The sequence below is a fragment of the Pseudoalteromonas sp. JC28 genome, from assembly GCF_013319255.1.
Taxonomy (GTDB): domain Bacteria; phylum Pseudomonadota; class Gammaproteobacteria; order Enterobacterales; family Alteromonadaceae; genus Pseudoalteromonas.
The window spans coordinates 39,882-64,805 of record NZ_QOKX01000014.1 but is presented as its reverse complement, the minus strand read 5'-3'; the positions used below and the strand labels follow the sequence as shown (position 1 = coordinate 64,805).

General features: G+C 41.1%; 8 protein-coding genes. All 8 read right to left on the bottom strand.

Annotated features, from left to right (window positions below; translation table 11 throughout):
* Positions 1-441, bottom strand: a 441-nt coding sequence (locus tag DS891_RS23095) for a condensation domain-containing protein (RefSeq protein ID WP_254606030.1), incomplete at its 3' end; no start/stop codon positions are given.
* Positions 442-545: 104 nt separating this feature from the next.
* The gene (locus DS891_RS23090) at positions 546-7,169 is read right to left on the bottom strand and encodes a non-ribosomal peptide synthetase (RefSeq protein ID WP_174171043.1); all 6,624 of its coding nucleotides are present in this window, start codon (positions 7,167-7,169) and stop codon (positions 546-548) included.
* Between the two features lie 11 nt (positions 7,170-7,180).
* Positions 7,181-7,951, bottom strand: coding sequence for a phytanoyl-CoA dioxygenase family protein (locus tag DS891_RS23085; RefSeq protein ID WP_010604336.1), 771 nt, complete (start codon positions 7,949-7,951; stop codon positions 7,181-7,183).
* A complete protein-coding gene (locus DS891_RS23080; RefSeq protein WP_174171042.1) occupies positions 7,948-11,358 on the bottom strand; it encodes a non-ribosomal peptide synthetase in 3,411 nt (1,136 codons plus the stop codon). The genes DS891_RS23085 and DS891_RS23080 overlap by 4 nt, the downstream gene beginning before the upstream one ends.
* The gene (locus DS891_RS23075) at positions 11,355-14,648 is read right to left on the bottom strand and encodes a type I polyketide synthase (protein ID WP_174171041.1); all 3,294 of its coding nucleotides are present in this window, start codon (positions 14,646-14,648) and stop codon (positions 11,355-11,357) included. The genes DS891_RS23080 and DS891_RS23075 overlap by 4 nt, the downstream gene beginning before the upstream one ends.
* A 6-nt stretch (positions 14,649-14,654) precedes the next feature.
* Positions 14,655-20,060, bottom strand: coding sequence for a type I polyketide synthase (locus DS891_RS23070; RefSeq protein ID WP_174171040.1), 5,406 nt, complete (start codon positions 20,058-20,060; stop codon positions 14,655-14,657).
* A complete protein-coding gene (locus tag DS891_RS23065) occupies positions 20,050-23,187 on the bottom strand; it encodes a non-ribosomal peptide synthetase (protein ID WP_174171039.1) in 3,138 nt (1,045 codons plus the stop codon). Before DS891_RS23065 ends, DS891_RS23070 begins: the two co-directional genes overlap by 11 nt.
* On the bottom strand, positions 23,177-24,907 hold the full coding sequence (locus DS891_RS23060; RefSeq protein WP_010604331.1) for a cyclic peptide export ABC transporter: 1,731 nt from the start codon (positions 24,905-24,907) through the stop codon (positions 23,177-23,179). Before DS891_RS23060 ends, DS891_RS23065 begins: the two co-directional genes overlap by 11 nt.
* Positions 24,908-24,924 lie beyond the last annotated feature (17 nt).

Sequence of the window (24,924 nt, the reverse complement as noted above, 5' to 3'; positions counted from 1 at the left end):
TTCAGGTTCATGGATATATTGATACACCACGCCTGCTTCATCATAATAATTGGTTCTTAGCACCTCATGACGCGCAATTATCCGCTGAAAAACACGCTCAACTACAGGCAGCGATAATTCACCTTTTACAGTCAAGGCCACTGGCATGTTGTACTCTGGTGAGCCTCCTTTGAGATGATCTATAAACCATAAACGCTGCTGCGAAAATGACGTTGGTAACGTCTGGCTTTCTCTTGGATAGGCTTGAACTGTTCTATCTAAGTTGCTCTGGGTTAACTGTAGTTCTAAGTGCTCGATAACAAGGTCTTTGTTAGCAACTACCATTGCTTTTATATCGTCGGGAAAACTCCCTTTGTTTAGTTTATACGCTAACCGACCATCTTTTAAATAGAGGTGAACACCGCTCTTGACTGCATTAATTATTATATTTTCAGCTTTCATAATTATCTTAGAGGTAATCTACTCATTCCTTGCCCCTCCAAATCCACATGTAAGCAGATTTGGAGGGTTTTTATTGTTCTTGTTGTACGATTCAATACACGTTCTTATAAAAAGAACTCTTCTTCGTCTTCTTTGAGAGAAACTTCCCCTCTACTCAATTGAATAGACTCAATATAGGAAGCAATTGTCCGCACCGTGGCACTTTCAAAAAGCATAGAGAGCGGTAACTGCACTTTAAACTCTTGCTCAACGAAACTAGCAAATCTTGTTGCTAAGATTGAGTGGCCACCAGAGTCGAAGAAGCTCGCTTCAACACTAATTTTTTCTACTCCCAAAAGAGTTTCCCACTGCTTACAGAGACTGCTTTCAATTTCTGTGTCGGGGGCAACATAAACTACTGTTGAATTGACTTCTCCCACCTTGGGCAAGGCTTTCCGATCTATCTTTCCATTGCTATTGATTGGCATTTGCTCAAGTTTTTGAATAACGCTTGGAAGCATATAAGAAGGGATCATCTCGCGTAAGCGCTCTTTTAGCTCTTGCTCGGATATATCGGATGATTCATAAAAAGCAAGTAACTGAGTCCCTCCGAGCGTATCTTCGTGTGTCGTAACCGCAGCTAATTCGATGTTACACGCTAAAATGGCAGCTTCCACTTCATTTAAATCGATTCGGTAGCCTCTTATTTTAACCTGTGAGTCTTTCCTTCCGACAAACTGCAATACCCCATCAACGCTCGCTTTCACAAGGTCGCCACTGCGATATACTGGCCATTCCAGGCCTGCTTCAGCACATACACTTTGGCTTAGAAATGCTTCGTCATCTACCGAGTTAATATAACCTTTAGCCACCCCAAATCCGCTAATGTAAAGCTCGCCTACAACCCCTGCTGGTACAGCTCTCATTTCATTGTCTAATATCGATAGATTTACATTGAGTATGGGTGAGCCAATATGAGGGCTTGAGTTTGTTGTTATTTCTCCCCAACAAGTGTTGATGCTACATTCAGTTGGACCATACATATTAAAGGCTTTTCTTGCTATAGATTGCTGATACTTGGCTACTTTATTCCACATCACAGGATCAATTGCATCCCCTCCGATAAGCCAATTTACTTGAGGTATTTCAGCTAGCCTGAAGATTTCATTTATCATCACAGGAGTACTATCTACAATATCAGCCTTTAGTAACTGTAGCTCTGAACACAATATGCTAGGGTTATACCTAGCTTGTTCGGACACCATACAAAGTGAAATACCGTTTAATAAAGCAGATATACCCTTCATCGCCCCATCAAATGCACCTGATAGTGTCCAGCCCCAGCGACTCGCTCCGGTTGCTTCCAGAATGTCTGCCTTTAGTGCTGTACTATGGTTTACCAAATTTTGGTGACTTACAACGACTCCCTTAGGCCGACCAGTAGAGCCCGAAGTGAAAATCACATAAGCTGCACTTTTGGCATCAATAGTCGTTGGTTGTGGTGCTGAGGTATAGCTTGTAGCCTCCTCGATGCATAAATCCAAGTTAGCAAAAGGTGCGCTGACCTTTTTTGACAGCTCGTCATGATCACCTAGAACAACTGTCACATTAGCTTGGTCACATATGTAGCTCACTCGCTCTGTTGGGTAACTTGGATCAATGGGTACAAAGGCTGCACCACATTTCAAGACAGCTAGAACTGCAACGACATAGCTCTGTGAACGATTGACGACAATACCGACAAATTTGTTTTCTTTAACACCATGAGTTTGGCGTAAGTAATTTGCTAACTGATTCGCCGATTTATTAAGCTCAGCGAAAGACAGTGTATTTTGCGTTGTAACCACTGCATCCACATCAGGCGTCTGAACGGCAGTCGCTTCAAACAGGTTGTGCGCTAAGGGTATTTCTTTACAGCTCTTAGGCCACCCCGTTTTAGATGTTATTTTGGGAAGCTCACTACTAGGTAAGCAAGCTAGCTTCGTAACTTCTCCAGCATGACCAGATACTAGCGCCGAGCAAATACTTGCCATCGCAGATGCAAAAATATTTTGCACTCTTGAGGCGTACTCTCCCATCGCTTTAACTTCAACGGTGAACGACTTCTTATCATTGAAATCATCAACTGAGACAACCAAAGGGTAGTTCGTTGTTTCCTTCAGGGATAAGCTACGCAGACCTAAAGTACTTTGCACTGCACTCTCAGATTTTGACCGTCTATAATTAAATAGCGAACTAAACAAAGGAGTATCCGAAGTTAACCCACTCTGTTGCTGCGCTATAGCCAAAGGTACATGCTCAAATAAAACGAGTTCATTTAAGCATGCTTCCGTTTTTCGCAACAGCATTTCGGCACTCAGGTTCTTAAGTTCTAAGTGTACTGGGACAGTATTTATCATCGTCCCCATCACTTTATCAACCCCACTTACACCATCAAGCCTACCCGACATCACCGTCCCGAATATCACTCGACTACTAGCACTTGCAATAGAGATTGTTAGAGATAAAGCCATGTGGAATAGAATAGCGGGAGATACACGATATGCTCGAGATAATGCTCTGATTTCTGCACTCAATTTTTCAGATAAATCATGATTCAACTGAACAACATCGCTACCATCACCATGGACACTCGACAAGTTAAATGGATAACAACCTTGCGTTACATCATTTAAGTAATCTTTATAAAATGCCTTTGCCGCTTCTAAGTCACAGTGTTCCTTAATAAACGCTATTTGCTCTCTAAACTGATGCGCAGGCGCTTTTAATTCTTGCCCATTTAAAATTGCAGCAAGCTCTTGACCAATCATCTCTAAACCAGCGTGATCTACGATAAGGTGATGGCACTGAATAACTAAATAAGACTTTGTAGTCGTTGAATTTCTTGCCAAGGTTATATTTACTAAAGGTGCTTGGCTAATTGTCATCTTTGAGCGTAACGACGGTGCTATCACTTCTAAAACGTCGGTATCATCGTCATCGCAACTGAACTCCCATTCATCCACAACGAATTCAACTTCTTTACATACAACTTGCACAGGTTCAGCAACGCCTTGCCACTGAACTTGCGTTCTTAGTACATCATGCCTTAATAGAATGACCTCAAAGGCCTGCTGCAACGTTGATAAAGAAGTTGTTTGTGGTAATTCGATGACAGAATTTAGAATATAAGGATCCACGTCAGCGCCAAGCATATAGTGGAATAGAAACCCTTCTTGAACAGGGCTCAGTGGATAGATGTCCTGAATATTATCAATTCCTTTAGGAACTAGCTTCGCAATACTTTCGAGCTCACTGTTAGAAAGGTTTACAAGTGTCAAATGTTCGGGTTTAAGACTTTCTCCATCTTGCAACTCCTTGTTCTTAGGCGCTTGATACAGCCGCTTTTCACCTTCATTTACGCTCACTACATCCGCTAACTCTGCTAACGTATTTACGGAAAACAAGTGGCGAGCTTCTATAATGATGCCTTTACGCTTAGCTTTTGAGATCAGCTCCATACCTAAAACAGAATGCCCACCAAGAGAAAAGAAGTTATCTTTCCTTCCTACTTTTTCCAATCCCAAACATTCTGCAAAAAGCTCACACAATAGGGCTTCAATTTTATTTTTGGGAGCTTCATACTCAGCGAGTGCTTGGCTAAAGTCAGGTTCAGGTAAAGCTTTGCGGTCAAGCTTCCCATTTGCGGTCAACGGGAAGCTTGGCAACAACATAATTGCACTTGGCACCATATAATCAGGTAAGGTACCGAACAGATACTCGCGAATACGTGATGGCTTCCACTCTTCTGTCATTACAACGTATGCAACTAACTGAATGTTTTTTGACTTGTCTGGTACAGCTACGACATGCGCACCTTCAACTTTTGGATGAGCAAGCAACTGACTTTCAATATCACCTATCTCAACTCGGAATCCCCTAACCTTTAGTTGATTATCTAAGCGACCTACAAACTCAATGTTACCGTCTGGTAAATAACGTCCTAAATCACCTGTTCGATAGATTTTTTGTTGTAATTCAGGATGGTATAAGAAATGCTTTTCGGTGATTTCACTCGCATTGTAGTATTCACGAGCAACACCTTTTCCGCCGATAAACAACTCCCCCGTCACACCGGTAGGACAGTGTTGGAGCTGCGAATTAAGTATATAGAATGCTTGATTACCTAAAGGCTTACCGTATGGCACACTTCGACGATCGCTCAAATCCTCAGTAATGGGGTAATGAATCGACCAAATCGACCCCTCCGTTGCTCCTCCAAGACTAAAGAGTTTTGCATTCCTAAAGCGACGCCATATACGCTTAGGTAATGAGGTTGGGATCCAATCTCCACTCATCAACACGATACGTAAAGGCGCAATATCTTGTCGGTTATCAGCTTCGAGTAACTCAGTGATTAGTCCCATAGATAAGGGTACTGTATTCCAAACTGTTATTTCATGCTTTTCCAGCATGTCAAGCCAGTGATGAGGGTCTTTCGCCAATTCAGGAGCTGGAAAGACTAGCACTCCACCGACCGCTAACATACCAAAAATATCATATACAGACAGGTCGAAGCTCAATGCAGATACACATAAAACTTTATCCTTATGCGTAACCTCATATTTACTGTTGATATCAAGTAAAGTGTTAACTACTGCTTGATGTTCAATCGCTACCCCTTTAGGTACACCTGTTGAACCTGATGTGAAAATGACATAGGCCAACTGATTTATCTGTTGCGGAGCTCGATAATTTTCAAAGTATGCAATAACCTCTTTGGTAGAAATACCTGTGTTGTCGATGCGGCTCAAGTCAATATATTGATACTCTTCTGATGATAATAACTGCTGTTGACTATCAACTAAACAGACTTTTACCTGTGCCTGCACTAAAATATCGCGACACCTTTCAACCGGCCAGCTGGTTTCAAGAGGCAAATATGCCCCTCCTGCAATCAAAATAGCTAATGTGGCAATGACCTGCGCTCTACCTTTTTCAGCTCTTACAGCAACCAGCTCCTCGACAGTAATCTGCCCAGATAGCTTGCTCGCAACGAGCAAAGCATGTCTTAGCAAATCAAAATAGGTCATCTCCCCTTGAGAGTCTACGAGTGCTATGGCAGCTGGAGTTTTTAGTGCTTGCTGTATAAACAATTCATGCATACACAGGTCTTCAAGATAAGCAACAGAAGTCGCATTCCATTTATTTACAACTGTCTCGTACTCAGATGCTGTCAGCAAAGGCATTGTATCTAGTGAGGCGTTGGGGTTAGCTACCGCTTGAGTGATTAGCTGGTTAAAATGCCCTGCCATCACTTTAATCGTATCATCATTGAATAACGCTGTTGCATACTCCCATGTGAACTCTATCTGCTCACCAACTTCTCTCACATGCACTGTTAAATCAAACTTCGTCGTGGTTATTGGCTGTTCCACGTTACTCAATGCCAAATTAGGCAGCTTTAGTGCCTCCTGATCATTATTTTGCATCGCCAACATAACCTGAAATATAGGATGATATGCAGGGCTTCTTTCGATATTTAGAATTTCAACTAAGTTCTCAAAGGGAATAGCTTGGTGCTCAAAGGCTTCAAATATGGTGTTCCGGCTTACTTCTAGCGCCTTAACTAAACTTAATTTGGCAGGGTTGATAGTTCGTAAAACAAGAGTATTGACAAACAACCCAATTAGTCTTGCAAGCTCAGCATTATCCCTTCCCGCGACAGGGGTTCCTATAACAACATCATTTTCATTACTGTAGCGAGACATCAATGCAGCGAAAAGCGCATGAACTCCGGCAAAAAGTGATGCATTTTGCTCAACACAGAATGTTTTCAAAGCCTTACTTTGTGATGCGGGAAGTTGAATACTAAATGTCGTACCTTGGTTATCCGGTCTTTGTGGTCTCGGTTTATCAAGTGGCAAGCTATGCGCCATAGGTATGTCTGCAAGCTGCGTTTTCCAGTAGCTACCGAGTTGATCTAGTAACGTTCCTCGCAACTGTGCCTTCTGCCACACCGCAAAGTCTGAATATTGGATAGGCAATTCAGGTAAGCTTACATCACGATGTTCGAGCACTGCACTATAGCACTCTACAAATTCGTTTATTAAGATCCCTAACGACCAACCATCAGAGGCAATATGATGCATGTTCACCCCAACAACATATTTGTTATTGGAGAGCTTGATGAGATGACAACGGATCATAAGATCATTTTCTAAATCAAAACTTCTAGATGCCTCTAGGCTGAGCAGCTCAGTGAGCTTTTTATTTACCAGCTCCGCACTTAAATGCTCGATAGAGGTTTGCTTGATAGGGAAACTTTCAATATCGTGGACCTGCAAAGTAACTTGACCATCTAGTTCATGGTATGTTGTGCGTAGTACTTCATGTCGCTGTATAACTTCTACAAACGCCCGTTCAATAGCGTGTAAATCTATTTCACCCTCTAACTGAAAAGCACCTGGCATGTTATAGTGGGCGCTTCCGCCTTCAATATTATCAATCAACCAAAAGCGCTGTTGGGCGAAAGATACCGATGCCTCAGATGCTTTCTCGATAGCATCTTGAGTACTGTAACCGGGACTTGAATGTAAACTTGATAATCCTTCAAAAAAGGCAATGATTTCGTTTTTATTTTGAATAATTTTTTGCTTTAGCTGTTCTGGAAACTCATCTACAGATAGTTCATATTTCAACTGTCCTGCTTCATCTAATGAGAGAAAAACCCCTGCCGACGCAGCATCATTAATTAATTCCTTCACCATTATCATACTCCTTAATAAGTGACTGGTGAGCACAAAAACTCAGGCCGGCTTGAAAGAGACTTGCTTACGTTACTCACTTTGTTGTAGGTCAGAATAAGCAACCGTCTATCCGTTGGCCCTAAGTTATTAGGGCTACCATGAATAGTTTGTGGATGGAAAACGATGACATCGCCTTTTTTACCTATTGCGGGAGCAACACCATTCATCTGAATTTGCTTGTCAACTTCTTCAATTGGCACTTGGAAAGTAAGCGCTGAAGCCACATCATTCGACCATGATTTATCAGGCTGAGCTTCAAGCGTTATATTTTGGCAGAGGTTCCCTTGCGTATGCGAGTTTGGAATAAACCACAAAGGACCAGAAATAAAGTCCACATCATCGAGAAATATGGCGATATTGACTAGTTCTTCTTTCTCTATATGGTCATTATTATGCCAAAACACAAAATCTTGATGCCATGGCCAGAATTCCCCAACCCCTTTTTTCTTAACATTTACTTTGGATTGATGCACATAGCAGTTGTCACCTAGGGTTTTCCGAACGATACCAAGTAATTTTTCCTGTTTTACTAATGTGGAGAAAAACTCATGGTACAAGTGAATACCATGAATGCCGCGTACCGTAACTCCATCTTGCTCATAGACAACCCCCCGTTTTTCAACACCAATATGATCTCGAAGGTGCATTTCTAAGGTCTCAATATCGTTTTGAGAAAACACGCCCTCTAACTTAACCACGCCTTCATGTAGATAATTTTCTAGTGATAGTTTAAGTTCTTTCATAGCACCCCCTCCTCCTTGATTGTTTGTCCAGCCTTTAAGCTCTCAACATTCTGCAAATAATTTAGCTCATCGAATAAGCGCGCTTGCTCCCTCAAAATAGGGGCTTCCATAATCGTTTTTACTGATAGTTTTATGCCGGTTTCTTGCTGGATCCCAGCAGAGAGTTGTGATGCAAGTAACGAGTGCCCACCTAAGTTAAAGAAGTTATCATTACGGCCTACTTTCTCAACATTGAGCAATGATTGCCACGCACCTTGAAGGCGGTACTCTGTCGGAGTTTCAGGTTCACTATAGTGACTTTCTAGTACCGAGAAATCAGCCTTAGGCAACGCATTTTTGTCTACTTTTCCGTTGATATTAAATGTAAATGAAGTGACTTCGATAAATAAGCTTGGACACATGTAGTAAGGTAGCTTGGAAAGCAAAAATTCATTTAGCTCAGTTTGTGAAGGTGTTCTTCCCTTTACAGTAAAGTAAGCAATTAGCTTGCTATCTCCGTTGAATTCATCACATTTTACGGATGCCATATCTACGTCTGGATGCAATGCTAAGGTAGTCTCCACTTCACTTAGTTCAACTCGGAAGCCTCTCAGTTTCACCTGTTGGTCGCTTCTACCTAAATACTCTAAGTTGCCATTTGACGTCCAATGAACCAAATCTCCCGTACGATAAAATCGCTCACCCAAATGAGGATAATGAGGTAGCTCAGTAAACTTTTCCTTCGTCAGCTCAGGCTCTCCGAGATACTGATCGGCCAAGCATGCACCTGTGATATACAACTCCCCCATAGCGCCTACAGGTACTTGATAGCCAAACTCGTCAAGTACCAAGCAGCTCACATTCGCTATTGGCGACCCAATATTAGGTATATCAGCCCAAGTCTCTGGTACTTTTGAGAGATTTAATGCAGTCACAACGTGTGTCTCTGTAGGACCATAATGATTAACAAGTTGTATTCGATTATTGCGTGAAAAGAACTTTCTGATCGCTGGAGTTATTTTTAGTTGCTCAGCCGTAGATATCACACAATTCAGTTGCGCTGGATTGACGTGACTTTCTACCCAATAACTCAATAAAATGTGCAGCATTGAGTGTGGCAAATTTAAAACGCTGACATCATGATCCACAATCGTTTTACTAAGATAGTCTAGGTCACTCATACACTCTCGACGAGTTAGTACCAACTTACCATGGTTACTAAGTGCCATAAAAATATCAGTAAAGCTCATATCAAAACCGATTGATGCGTATTGCAACCAAGTAGGCTGTTTCGTTAAAAGAGGTTGAGCAACCCCAATGGTCACAATCAAATTCAACAGCGCTTTATGTGACATCTGTACCGCTTTTGGCTTACCTGTAGAGCCTGAGGTGTGTAAAACATAGCAGGGCGACTCTAGTAGCCCCACTTCGAGCACCGGATTAGTAACTGGGTAATTACTCAAAATTAGCGATGACAGTTGCCTTTTATTATTGTGCTCACTGATGCACGCCTGAGAGCAGTCTCCATATATCAACAAGCTATTTGGGTAATTTTGTAATATCTGATCAATACGCTCTAAAGGTAATGCTTCGTCGATTGGAATATAGCCTGCACCCGCTTTCAATATGGCCATCAACGTTATGATTTGATCTATGCCCCTCGGAACTAAAAATGCCACTAAATCACCAGGTTTAACATTCTCAGTCTCAATTAAGTAATGGGCTAATTTATTCGCTTGCGCGTTTAAACTGCCATAACTAATTGTCTCTTCTTTATCAACTAACGCGATACTCTCTGGGTAATCTCTAGCCGTGCTCTCAAATGCTTCTTGCACAAAGGCACCAGCAAGAGGAACCGCTTCTTTCGTCTGTAATTTCTCTAGCTGTATTTGTTGCTTCTTATTAACTATCGAGAAATCTGAACAATTTATTTCGGGATTATTTAAAAAGGTATCAATGAGCAGTATGAAGCTGTCATGCAAACTCTTAATCGTTTCTTCTTTAAAAAGTGCTGTTGCATACATCCAACTAATATTGAGCTCATCATTAAGCTCCGTGATGTGAAGCTCTATATCAAATCGCACAGTATGGGCATCAAAGTTTTTCAGCTCCATTTTTGTGTCAGCGAACTCAAGCATCATCTCAGGCGTGTTTTGCATCACAAATAGCACCTGAAATAGATTTGAACCGCCTACCAAGCGCTCTCCCGCCCTCTCAGAAATAAGCACATCGATTGGCACTTCTTGATGCGAAAAGTCATTCAATAGATTCGTTTTATTCTGTCGAAGAATATCAATTAAGCTTTGTTTAGCATCAATTTGTACTCTTGTTGGTAAGGTATTAACAAAAAAGCCTATTAATGACTCCAGCTGAGGATTCAGCCTATTTGCAATGGGTGCACCTATAGTGTTGTCGTATTGACCACTCACTTTAGCGATTAGCACACCAAGCAGGCCATGTAACAGCATGAACAAGGTTGTCTCTTCTCGTGCAGCAAGTTTTTTCAGTTTAGCCAGCCTCAGGGAATCAAGCTTAAACTGCTGTGTCCTACCGCTATAATCCAACTGACGTGGGCGTGGAAAATCATATGGAAGTTGATTTACTTTTGGCGCCCCCTCTAGCCTTTCAAGCCAATATTCAATCCCTTCTTTTTGCATTTCCATCCATTCAGGGGAACGCTGCCAAAATGCATAATCTGCATACTGAATATCTAATGGAGCCAAACTCTCATCTGATTTCTCAACCGCATGAAGATACAATTGACATAGCTCTTTACTACAAACACCACCGGAAAATCCATCTGTTGCGATGTGGTGTATAACAAACAACACTAAATATCTTTCTTTCGTTCTAAATAATTTAACTCTGATAGGAGCATCACGTTCCAAATCAAAATAGATATTTATACTTGTTCTGATCTGCGCTTCTATTTCTTCATCGTTTTTATGAACCACGGAAACAAGCTCGCAGATTTTTGTCATGTCGATACTTTCCATTGGCATTACAAACTGAAACGGCATTCCTAAATTTTCGCCATAACAAGTCCGCAATATTTCATGCCGCTCTATCAACTTGCGCACAGCAAGTTGAAAGCAGGAAAAATCAATCTCACCACTAATATCGAATAAGAAGTGACTGTTGTAATACTCGTTGCCTGACGCAAACTTTTGCGCTAAGTACAAGCTTTGCTGTGAAAATGACAGTGGTATTTCACAAGCTTTATCGACCTTTTGAATCGTGTGGCGTTTCTTATTATCTTTATAAAGCTTATTTAAAAACGACTTCAACGCTTCTTTATTACTTATCAGTGTCGTCTTCAGGCTATCAGGAATTCCCGTTTTTGGTAATTCACAAACCAGCTTGTCACCTTTGATATTTAATTTAACGTGATGAGCCCGAAGCTCTTGTAAAAGTGCCTCAACATTCATAGTTCAAGCACCTCAACAGGTTCAGTTGTATCGGCCTCACTATTTTCTTGCTCAAGTAACCACATCCGAGTTTCAATTAATTCGGAAAGTGCAGAAATAGTTGGTAATTGCAATAACTCCTGAAGTGGTATCTCAAATTCAAACTGCTTGCGCATTTTGGTTACTAAGGCAGCCGCCATTAAGCTATGCCCACCCATTTCAAAGAAATTATCTTCTATTCCAACTGGGCTATACCCCAAAACTTCTTGCCATTGCTGCGCTAGTAGTGATTCAAGCTCCGTTCTTGGTTCAACATAATCAGGCGCAAAACTTGGACGGCTATGATTGGAAGCCAATGCAAGGTCATCACTACTACCATCAATTTGAGACTCTATATTTGCAAACTTTAACTCTAAGCCTTCACCTTTGACATCCATACTACTACCAAGAATAGTCGCAAGCTGCTCTGTAACACCTTGTTGCATCGCCTTGATAGCTGCCAATTGTGCGTCTGACAACGTCGTATGTTGTTCAACCGCTTTTAACTCCCAACGTAATGCCCCCTCTACAAGCGGTTTTGTGGTGCTGGGCATATCAGAATCTTTCGTTAAAATTAAATCAGGTTTAAATAACTGCTTACCTGTTGCTGCAGGTTCAATCCAATATCTCTTTGGCTCAAATGCATAGGTAGGAAGACGAACTCTGTGGCGCTTTTGCGTAGAATAATACTCTTCAAAAGGTAGTGTGATCCCCGCTGCCCATATTTCAGCACGCGTAAATGCGATACTTTCCAGAGTCAACTCTTGCTCTGCAGGTTTAGGTAATGTACTTGCAACATGAGCTTGGTTATTGCTCAACGTCTTTATAAATGATCGTAAGGTAGTCCCTGGGCCAACTTCAACGTACACACGGCTAGTATCCTCAGACCATAATGTCTCTAATCCATCGTTAAATTTCACAGTTTGACGCAGGTGTTTAGCCCAATATTCTGGGCTGCAAACTTCTTCCTCAGCCCAATCACCCGATACATTTGAGATAAACGGGATAGTTGGTTTATTCATCGGTATTGTGCTTGCAAACTCTATGAATGGCTGAAGTGCAGCAGCCATCATCCCGCTGTGAAACGCATGAGATGTATGTAGCAGAGAAGCTTCAATTCCTGCTGCATTTAGTTCAGCTAATAAAGCGTCAACTGCTTCAGGCTGCCCTCCCAAAACCTGTGAATGTTCGCTATTTTGAACGCAATGCCAAACTCCCTCTCTTACCCAGTTAGACACTTCACTTGCAGCGATTGGAATCGACAACATTTTGCCATGTGGCATACCCGCCATGAGCTCACCACGCTTTGCAACGAGTCTTATTGCATTCTCCAGAGTAAATACACCGGACAAACACGCTGCAACATACTCACCGATACTGTGACCAATCATGCTTTGTGGTTTTACATCCCAACTTATTAGCAGTTTAGCTAGTGCATAACTAACACTAAATAAACTTAATTGAGCATTCTGAGTTTGTTTAAGTTGTGTACTGGCAGCAGTTGAATTCTCACAAAACAAAAGTTCTTTTAAGGACAAAGAGCAATGCGTGTGTATTAATTCAAAGCACTGATCTAAATGCTTTTTGAACTCAGCTTCATTTTCATATAAAGCTTTCGCCATACCGACATACTGACTACCTTGACCGGGGAACATAAAACAAATATCTCGCTCTGTTTTGTTCTGGGCACTTTGGATCGTGAATCGCTTGTCGTCTCCTGTCAGCTTATTCTTTAATTCATCTATTGAACTGACAACAGTGACAAACTTGTGTTTAAAATTTCTCCTACCGACTTGTAACGTGTAAGCAACGTCAGCAATATTTAGCTCTGGGCAGCACTTCAAGTGCTCAAGCAGGTTTTCTTTCGTTTTTACTAATGAGGATGCTGTTTTTGCAGACAACACGATTAGATGAAGTCCACTAGCTGAATCAGACTTAGGTAACTCAGGCGCTTCTTCTACGATTAAATGTGCATTCGTTCCACCAATGCCAAATGAACTAATACCAGCTCTTAACTTGTCACCTGCACTTGGTTCCCACGGGATCGTTTTATCAACAACGAAAAATGGGCTATTAGCAAAATCAATTTTTGGATTAGGTTGTTCAAAGTTTAGACTTGCAGGTATCTTGTGATGCTCCATCCCCTTCAACGTCTTTATCATACTGGCAACTCCCCCCGCTGATACGAGGTGCCCAATATTTGTTTTCACAGAACCAATGCCACAGAATTGCTTTTTATCCGTATAGCGTTGAAATGCTCTAGTCAAACCAGATACTTCTATCGGATCCCCCAAGTTAGTACCTGTTCCATGTGCTTCTATATAGCTAATCGTCGCAGGATCTATCTCTGCGCTTTCAAGAGCTTCTGTAATACACCTCGATTGCCCTTCAGGGCTTGGCGCGGTATAACTTGCTTTGTCCCCGCCATCGTTATTAATTGCACTGCTCTTTAGTACGCCAAGGATCTGATCGCCATCTTCTAGTGCATCTTCCATGCGTTTCAAAGCAACAAGCGCAATACCATTCCCAGCAACTGTACCGGCAGCCCTCGCATCGAAGGCTCTACAGTGACCATCAAAGGACCCTATGCCGCCCTCTTGGTAAAATAAAGCATCTTCTCTTGAGTTTGATATTGTAACTCCTCCAGCTACCGCAATGTCACATTGATATGCAAGCAACGCTTCCCTCGCATAGTGAACAGCAACAGCTGAAGACGAACATAAAGTATTAATATTGATACTAGGTCCAGATAAGCCAAGCTTGTAGCTTGCTCTTGTCGAGACAAAGTCTTGTCCCGTTGAGAGAGAGACTTTAAAGGTCCCAACGTCCCTTACATAGTCTTGGTGTGATAATAAGTTTCTCGACAGATAGGAACTAGCACCGGCTCCACTATAAACACCAATGATGTTGTCGCCTTCTTCAGCACCATAACCCGCTCTTTCTAACAGCTCCCAAATTACCTCAAGGAAGATCCGATGCTGTGGGTCTAACAATTCAGCTTCTCTAGGCGAGAAACCAAAGAATTCAGCATCAAAATTCTCAACGCCTTCAAGTACCCCCTCAGCACCAACAAAGTTCGGGTTTTCTAAAAGTGCAGGATCAACCCCTAAGTTCAATAGCTCTTCTTGACTAAAAAACCTGACTGACTCGACACCATTTTCAAGGTTATGCCAAAACTCTTCGACACTGTTTGCACCGGGGAAGCGACCAGCCATTGAAATAACGGCAATGTCATCCTGATAATATTCTTTTAATTCTTCTGTTGATTTCATTTTCTGTTAGTCCTTTTGTTGTTTTTTTCTGCGGCGAAGGGCTGCTGCTTTTTTCTTCTCAACTCGAGAAGAAACCTGAGATAAAGTATCGTCATCTTCGTTAGATGAAGAGTCTATATATTCGGCGAGTTTTTGAATTGTCGGATAGTTATACAGTTCAACAACCGCTATTTTTTCATCAAATGTTTGTTGTACTTTTTTATGGATCTGCATCAAAACGAGAGAGTCCCCACCAAGCTCAAAGAAGTCGTCTTGAATCCCTATTTTTTCTAATCCAAGCATTTGCTCCCAAATTGACACTAATGATTTTTGAGTGGGAGTTTTTGCTGCAACAAAATCCACTTCTAAATCAGGTCTAGGTCGTGTTTGTTGTGGTAACGCGTCATTCAGGTCGAATAAACCAGTGTCACCATCTGCGGAGTTTTCATAGCGCTTTATAAAATCCGATGCTGCATACAAAGTTACTGGCTGACGGTGAGCTAATGTCTGTTCGATAACACTCATTGCAGTACTATTATCAATGCCTGCAGGCATCGCTTTATGTTTATATACAAATTCACTAAGAGGTATATTGCTTACCTTACTTGAAGAGCTAGCTAAGTCTGTTTCAATTTTCTTCATCGTGAAATTTGAAATAGCTACTAGCTGCTCTCCTGTTAAGCTGAGTAAACAAATATCAAAGCTCATGACTCCCGATTTGCTGTCCTGACTCTGCAACTCGACAAAACTATAAAACTGACCTTCTAGCTTCGAATATTGGGTAAGCTTTGCATAGCTAATTGGTATATAGACGCCACCATCAATAAAAGCTCTCAGATAAGAGGTTGCGCAATCCAGTAAGGCAGGATGTAAACTGTAGTCATTAATATCAGTATCGAACTGTGCAGGTAAGTGCATTTTAGCTAGGCCTGAGCGCTCGCCGATCCACACCTTTTCAAAACAGTTCCATCTCTCACCATACTTCATCAACTGATCGTGCTGCTCTGCATTTCGGCTCACACCAAGAGCTTGAGCCCCAAGGTCTGCAGCACCAGAAACATTGTCGAATACTCTTCCTTGAATTGAATTAATTAGCTCATTAATCGACATGCTTTCTGGCTGCGCGCTCGAAACTCCACTTACCTGCCCTTTCGCATGAATTTGGTACAACTCATTACTCGGCTGATAACTCGTAATTTCGAATTGAGTACCATTGCCATCGACTGTTAGGTTGGTATATAAATCAGACCAATCTCCTGCAGATAGGGCTGCACCAGATAAAAAGTATACGTCTTTTAAAGTGATGTGCTTTGAAGGGGTTGAATGCTGAAATGCAGCTGCAGCCATCTCCAAATAGGTTGCACCAGGAATCGTTGGTAAACCCATAACCCAATGCTCAGCAAGCGGCCAATCCCTCTCTGTATGAAATTGCTTACAGTAGACTGTCTGGCCTGACTCATTGATAATTTGATCGCCCAACAGTGGATGAGTTTGATGCGCTGTAATCCGTCTTCTGCCATTTAATGCCTCTACAGCCATTCCAGCTTCTTTCCAAGCATCCCAGCGAATACTGAAAACTCTATCTATACCTCTACTGTGAGCTGCTTCTGCTATACAATCCAAACCAGCATTGGCTGAGCTATAGTCACTTTGACCCATGCCACCTAAAATCCCCGTAACCGAAGAAAATAGTACGACGAACTCCATCTCTTCACGCTCGCAAATATCAACCCAAGCGTTGGCGGTTCCCAGCTTTGCAGCTAGTACCTTATGCACAATTTCATTTGTTTGGTTCATCACCATCGTTTCACCTGGCAGTCCCGCTAGGTGAAATACACCGCTAACTTGGCCAAACTCAGTGACGGCTTTGTCCCAAATTATTTGAGCTGATCGCGGTGTACTTACATCCGCCTCAAGGCAAGTTACATTGGCACCATAGGAGTTCAATTCAGCAATAAGAGGAGAAGATGAACGGTCTGTTCGACTCACTAACACTAAGTTTGCTTTATATGTTGACGCTAAATAACGAGCAAGTTCTTGTCCTGCACCTCCGAATCCACCTGTAATTACATAAGTCGCATTATCACGAATAACTACAGGTGAACTGCTCTTTTCTAGCTCCTTGCCAATTTTTAGAAACTCTGGTTGCCAAAGATTTCTGCCTCGCACCGCACTTACAGTGGACAATTTTTTAGAACGTATTATTGGAAGTAACTGAGACTGACTAAAACTTGAACTATCAAAGTCAATTTGATGCGCTGAGATGTTCTGATGCTCTTGAGAAATTACTTTCAGTGTGCCGTACACCAGCCCTTGTTCGGGTTTAAGCAACTCTATACCTGTAACGTTACAAGCTTCTGTTGTTATCGCAAACCAACTCATCTCATCTTGGTAAGAGACATTTGAGAATGCTCTTGCTAAATGGAGATATGTGAGGATGCTATGATAGTTGTCAATAGTGCTTAAACTTGGCCAAAATGAGATAATTTTTGTCGGTAATGTCACTAACCGCGTTAATTCCGCAACTAGCTTTTCATAATCTTCAAATATTTCCGCTCTCATAATGTAGCGGTTTTCATCCTCTCGCTTAAATACTTCTCCAACCCTAACAGTCGTTATTGTGCTTGCTGTTTCCAACTCTAACTGCTTGATAATATTTTGGGAAAAATGACTGTTATCATCGAGAACGAGTATATTACCTTTATTGTCACTATCCTGTGATAGGAGTGATAGCGCTTGTTTACTCCACTGTTGCTTATAAAATCCTTCAACATCCTCTTCTGCCGTTTCTCTAAAACCTGAAAACTGAGTTTTATAAACTTTGCTATCAAATTGATAAGGAGGAAGGTCGGCGATCTTGTTAAAACCTTGAAGTACCCTGCTCCAATCAGGTTCAATATCAAGCGTATAAAGCTGCCCTAAACACTTATTGAATGCTGTATGTTCATTCTTTTCGTTTCTTTTTGCGCGGGTGGTATGCAGGACTAAACTCTGACTTTCTAATTGCCCATGGCGTGACACAATGTTGGCTAGCGTATTACCTGGACCAACTTCAACAAAAGCTCGACTTGGTCCTGACAACAGCGTGCTGATACCTTTGTGAAATTGAACCGTATGACGCAAGTGCTTAACCCAATAAGAGACATCACATAGTTCCTGCTCACCTGCCCAATCACCTGTCACATTTGAGATAATCGGCATATTGGGAGTATTCAGTTGAATCCCTTTGAACTCAGCTTCAAAGTCACTTAACAGTGGATCCATTAATGAAGAGTGAAATGCACTTGATGTATTGAGCTCTGTAGTTTCTAATCCATTGCTTCGTGCATCTGAAATAAATATCTCAATATCCTGGACTGCTCCAGCAACAACATAGTTCTTTTCAGAATTAATAGTCGCAATTGATACATTCGACCACTTTGAGGTGTCAAACTGAGTCCAACTGCCGTTCACTGCAATCATTTTCCCCGGCGTAGCACGAGACATAATTTGGGCTCTAGCGCTAATCACCTTTATCGCGTCTTGAAGGCTGAATACCCCAGCAACTGTCGCAGCAACATACTCACCAAGACTATGCCCAATTAACGCACTAGGCCGATACCCTTTATCAATTAGACTTTGAGCAATTGCAAACTCAACGGTGAACAGTGTAAGTTGCGCAAGTTTTGTTGCTCGTAACTGTTCGTCACTTGCTATCTGCTCAGTATTTCCCCAAAGTAATTCGCATACATTAACACCTGTGAGCTCATCTATGTGTGTAGAGCATAACTCTGCTACTTCTCTAAATTTTGTATCATTCTTATATAGCCATTGTGCCATCTTAGAGTATTGAGAGCCTTGACCACTAAACATGAATACCAGTGATTCAGGGTGCAGCTCCTTATTAAACGCTGTCGCTATGTATTGATTGTCGGCATCATGAACAAGTGCAGACTTAATACTCTGCTTTGAACGCTTAAATAACATAGTATAAGCAGCAGATAGTGAATCGTTAGTATTTGACCGCAACCAGCTCTGCATTGCGGCTAAGTTACGTTGTAGACTCTCTTTAGAATGACCAGTAACAGGAATAAAGGCAGCACTTTGTTGCACTGATTCCATTGCGGGTTTTCGATACTCTTCTAAAATAATATGCGCGTTTGTTCCACCAATCCCAAACGAGCTGACGCCGGCACGTTTTACCCCTGCTGATGGCCATTGCTGGAAGTGATCCGATACCATTAGCCCAGATTCAGAAAACTGGCACTTCTGATTTGCATCCTTGTAATGCAAGCTTGCTGGAATCCCGCCATGCTTTATAGCGAGTACCGCCTTAATAAACCCAGCGATACCTGCTGCGGTATCTAAATGGCCAAAGTTGCTTTTTACTGAGCCAATTAAACAAGGCGTTGATCTATTAACGCCATATACTTGGTTCAAAGCCTGCACCTCTATAGGGTCTCCCAGCTTTGTTCCTGTTCCATGAGTTTCAATGTAACCGATGCCTTGTGGCTCAACACCAGCAATCTGTAGTGCTGTACTTAACACATCTCGCTGGCCTGCAACACTTGGTGCGGTATATCCTACTTTATTATTACCATCGTTATTAATTGCTGAACCTTTAATAACAGCATGAATTTGATCACCATCGGTAATTGCATCATGTAGTCGCTTTAAAACGACAAACCCGACTCCATCACTCAAGACCGTCCCCTGAGCACTTTCATCGAATGGCCTACATTGACCATCAGGAGCGAGGATCATTCCCTCTTGATAAACATATCCTTGTATATCTGGTTCAACTAAAGCTGGGTTGGTAGATAATGAAACAGCTCCAGCTAACGCAATATCACTATCCCCACTTAACAGACTTTGACAAGCTTGGTGAATTGCAACTAAGCCTGTTGAACAAGCTGACTGTACAGTCACAGCAGGGCCATTTAGATTGAACTTGTATGCCAAACGAGTATTAAAAAAGTCTCGACTAACGAGATTAATTATCTCGTAAGCTTGTGCACCACCTTCAGAAGCGGCTTGGCTAAATTGAGCTGTCCATAATGGGTTTGCTGAAGCTCCACCAAAAACGCCCAGCAACCTCTCATTTAACGTCTCTCTCCCACAACCAGCATCTTCAAGAGCTTGCCAAGCAGTCTCATGATAGAGCCTCAATTGAGGATCCATTAAAATAGCTTCACGCTCACTATATCCAAAAAACTCTGCGTCGAAGGCCATCGCATTTTCCACAACCCCCTTAACTGGAACATAAGAGTCTTGCGATATCAGCTCACTATCCACACCTGCACGCTCTAACTCTTCAGAAGAGAATGTTGACAATCCACACCGGCCTTCTCGCAACAATTGCCAAAACTCTTGTGTCGAGTTCACTTTGGGGAATCGCGAAGACATACCTATGACTGCGATTTCAGCACCATGATAATTTTGATTAGTACTCATTGACTTGTTTCCTTGTATTCAATCTTCTTTGAAGCCTTGATTTGCCTGATTGAAGTTGCTCTGTTCGGCTTTTTGCCTCGGAGTTGCGGGTCGCAGAGGCATCAATGACTTGAGCCAGCGCGTTAAGTGAGGGATAACTAAACATATCGACAACAGTTAGTGACAAACTCAATGCTTCATTCAACTTTGGCACAAGCTCAACCATTTCTTGGGATCTTGCTCCTGCATCAAAAAAGTTTGTCTCTGCATCAAGGTGAGGTATCTGAAGGTGATGGCAAATAACGGCTGCCAGCTCCTGTATCAAACGATCTTCATTTTCAGTTGTGCTTACTTGTGCAAAACTCGAAGGTAGTGAAAGCGACTTACTATCTAGTTTGCCACTTGGTGTTAAAGGAAACGCTTTAAGTGCTTGCCAATGGCTTGGAAGCATATGTAATGGAAGGTATTCAGAAGCGGCGGCTCTCAAATGTTCAGAGGATAACTCATCATTTTCAGAGATATAGTAAGCACATAAACACTGATGACCAGAGTCAGATGTCTTGATTAGAACAACTGCGTCAGAGATATTCGGTAACTTTTTCAGTATTGACTCTATTTCACCTAGTTCTATTCTGTACCCTTGGAATTTAACTTGAGTATCTATTCGTCCTACAAATTCAACACTACCATCTGCCTGTATTTTCGCTAAATCTCCCGTATTATACCAACGCTCTCCATTACAACTAATGAAGCGACTAGCAGTTAGCTCAGGTTGATTAAAGTAGCCTTTTGCCAACCCCTTACCACTGATGTATAACTCACCCGTCCAACCCACAGGCATGAAGCTATGCTGGCTATCTAGAATTGCCATCTGTGTATTAGCGATTGGATGGCCTATTGAATTTACACTCCAACTCTCTTCCACTCGGATACAGCTTGACCAAATTGTTGTTTCAGTTGGCCCATACATATTCCAAAGCGCATCAACCTTGCTTGTTAGCTCAGTTGCTAAATGCTGTGGCAGAGCTTCTCCTCCCACAAGCGCCTTTAAGCTAGGTTTACCTTGCCAGCCAGAAGCTAATACCAACTTCCATGCGCTAGGAGTCATCTGTACGATGCTGGTATCAGGTTTGTTAATTTCATCAACCAAACCTTGCAGATCATGGGTTATACGTGAAGGAAATACTTTGACCGTCGCTCCACTTATTAACGGAAGTAATAGTTCTAAAATAGATATATCAAAACTAAATGGAGTGACGGCTAATAATCTATCTCCATGGCTGATTCCTGGTTTTTTCCTCATTGAGAGCAAAAAGTTAGCCAAAGATAGATTCGAAATTTCAACGCCTTTTGGCGTACCTGTAGAGCCCGAGGTATATATAACATAAGCAGTGCTATCGTTTTTGGCTACGGTAGTCGAGCCAATTTCAACAGCGGTATTTTCACAAAGTGACTCTACAATATAAATCTTATCTGTTAGCTCAAATGCTAACTCAGAGAAATCACTATCGATGACAAGCAATGAAATATTACTGTCATGTGCCATATGCTTTAGGCGGCTAACTGGATAGCTCGGATCCATCGGCACAAAACCAGCTCCAATTTTACTCAGCGCTACAATCGCTTCCACCATTCTTTCTGAGCGATGAAGCATTAGCCCTACGAGATCACCGGCTTTGACCCCGATTTCCTTGAATCTCAATGCAAGCCGCGTTGAAGAAAGATCTAAGGCTTCATAAGTAAGTTCTCTGTTTTGACACGACACAGCTACGGTATTCGGAGATTTCCGCACTTGCTCCAAAAATAAGGTAATAAATGGTTGTATTTCCTCATCAAGTCCAGTGTCGGACAGAGATAACGATTTATTTTTCTCAGATGTAAGCATTAATTCAGAGAGTTTTACCTCTGGATTATTTGAAACTTGTTCTAGAAGAGAAAAAAGTATTTCTAAAAGCTGTGCAATTTCCTCTTTTGAAAAGTACCCCATGTGATAATCCACCTGTAGTTCAACAGGCTGCACTTCTCCATTGTCCCAAATGGTTAAGTTAAAAGGAGTAGTTTGGAAAGGGTTTTCGATATAATGGTAAGATGCATGCGCTTTAGCAAAGCGACAACTATTATTTAATTTTAAGAAGTTCACACACACATCATAGAGACCACTTCTTGCTTCAGGGCCCATATCAGAAACAATATGACCAATTGGGTATTTCTGATGTCGATATATTTTTTTTTGCTCAGAAGCTACATAGCTAAGAAACTGATCAAATGAGGTGTCTGATGTATAAGCTAGCGATATAGGGCTAACACTTGTATATAGAGCTATATCATTCTTTTGTTTCGCTGATTTTCGATTGTGAGCTGGTAACCCTACATTAAAATTACGCTCTCTATATAGTCTAGAGAACATTATAAAAACAAGAGACAAAAATACAGTACCAGGGGACTTAGCTAGAAACCCTTTGTTTGAAAATAAGCTTTCATACTTATCTCGCGCTACTGAAAAAACAACTCTCTCACTTGAGCTTTTCGATTCCAATTTCCTATTTGGAATAAGTATATTCCTTTTAGAACAATGCAAGTAAGACTTCCAAAATTCCTTATCTTTCTGATACCGTTCTGACTCCAAGTATACTGAGTCTTGTTCAAAATAGTTTTGCTGCGCGTGCTCATTAACCTGATATTCTTTTGATTCATAAGCTTTTGAAAGTGCCTCAGCCCATAGCGCAAACCCCCAGCCATCAATCAGCAAATGATGCGCTACACCTACAAACCAGATCCTTTGATCTGTCAGTTGAATGATATAAGTTTTGTAGAGGCATCTTCCCTTAAGATCAAAGGGCTGAGAAAATATTTCTTTCACAAGCTCCTGCGCTGACTTAATCGGTTCAATAGCGTCTCTATAATCAACCACCGTAGACTTAATATGTAAAGCGTTATCAAATCTTGCTTTGGGACCATCATGCTCATGCTCAATAGTCAAACTAAACATAGGGTTACTTGCTATAACCTGATCACTTGCTTCTAATAAAGATGTGACATTTGCCGAGCTTATATCAACATATCCACCAATATTATATTTAGCATTACCAATACAATGTAGCTGATCGAAGTAAACATCCTTCTGCGCTAGAGAAAAATCAAACCTCATATGCGTTATCCTTATTATTTTCTGAGTTTTTAAAATTTGATTTTTCAGCCTTAGCCTCGCCATAATTTAACCTTGAAGCACTTAGCTGAACCTCTCCTTTATCTAAATGAACGAGCTGATCTGATAAGTTATAATATCTATCATCATGAGTTATAACTATAATCAACTTATTTCTTGACTTTAAAATAGGTAGGATTTCTTTGTAAAAAATCTCTCTAAATTGAGGATCTTGATCTGCAGCCCATTCATCAAATAAATAAAAATCTTTATCTTCTACAATACTAGCTATTAATGCTAACCTTCTTTTTTGACCATCTGAAAGTTCTAAAGTAGAGAATCCATCTCCTTCTAAAAACACCTTCTCATCGAGGTTAAGCTTCACTAACCAATAATTAATTTCATCTATAACATCACTATTTTCTAAATCAATTCCATGCAGCTTTTCAAATAAGTGATAATCACTATAGATAACACTTATTGACTGGCGATAACTATCAATATTGCTTTCATCAACTTTCACATCATCAAAGATAATATTTCCTGATGTTGCCCTATAATGAAGTGTAGCGACCTTACAGAAGGTTGATTTACCCGAGCCATTCCCTCCAACAATAAAAGTTATTTCTCCGCGTCTACAACTAAAAGAAATTGGGCCAACTTCAAAATTAGATTTTTTATAAGAAAAGCAAGTATTATCGAAAGTTACTTTTTCCCAGTTACTAACCGGGGTTAATTCACTCTCTACCTCCTTAGACAAAGATGCAAGAATCAGATCTACTTTATTATATGACGCATTAGCTCTATAAATTGGAGCTATTGATTGCAATATCCATCGAATTGGGCCGGATATATATAGCAGAACCATAACTATACCCAGTAATTCACCATGACCAATCGAGTAGTAATTAACAAAAGAGAAAACCAAAACGGCGATAATTAGATAGGTTAATAGCATCCCATAGTTTTCAGCAAAGATTGTATAGTTATACGTTTTAGTAAGTGTTTCACGCATTTCATTTTCAGCTTTAAGCAACTCATTTTTAATAAATGACTCTCGCTTAACATTATTAACTTTCAACTCTTTCGCTCCCATTAGTAAAGAGCGAAATGATTTTTGAAGTTCATCTGTTTCTTGTCTTGATTTATTAAAAAACCTCATGGAATAGATGATAGGAATTTGATAGGTAATAACTGAAACAACTAAACAAACCAATAAAAATAGAAATGCCCCCATACTTAAAAAGTAGATATATAAAAATACACCTAACAAAATAACTGAACTGACTAACAGACCAGGAACTGCTTGCGCCCCCATCATAATTCGACTGATATCTGTACTTAATACAACGAGTAATTTAGAAGTTCCAACTGATTCAAGGTTCTCGATTGGAGCCCCTAGAATCTTTTCAAACAATCTTTTTCGGATATTACTCGCAAGCATTAATGCTGACTTTTGTAATGCAATCATTGACACTGATTGCAAAATAAAAATCGCAGCGCAAATACCTAAAAATAACAGCGCTAAATTTGGATGTGCTATTTGCACGCCCAGCACCTCAACAAAATCTGCGGTGCCGTCTAATACATAGCTAAACTCTTCAATTGCGATTAGAATAACTGGAACTAGCGACGCGTAGATAAGGCCTGCGATCGCGCCGCTCAACAGTGAAATAAAGACAGAGTTAGGCGCCGTCTTTCCTAATTCGGAGAGTAACCTCATTACAATTCCTTTTTATT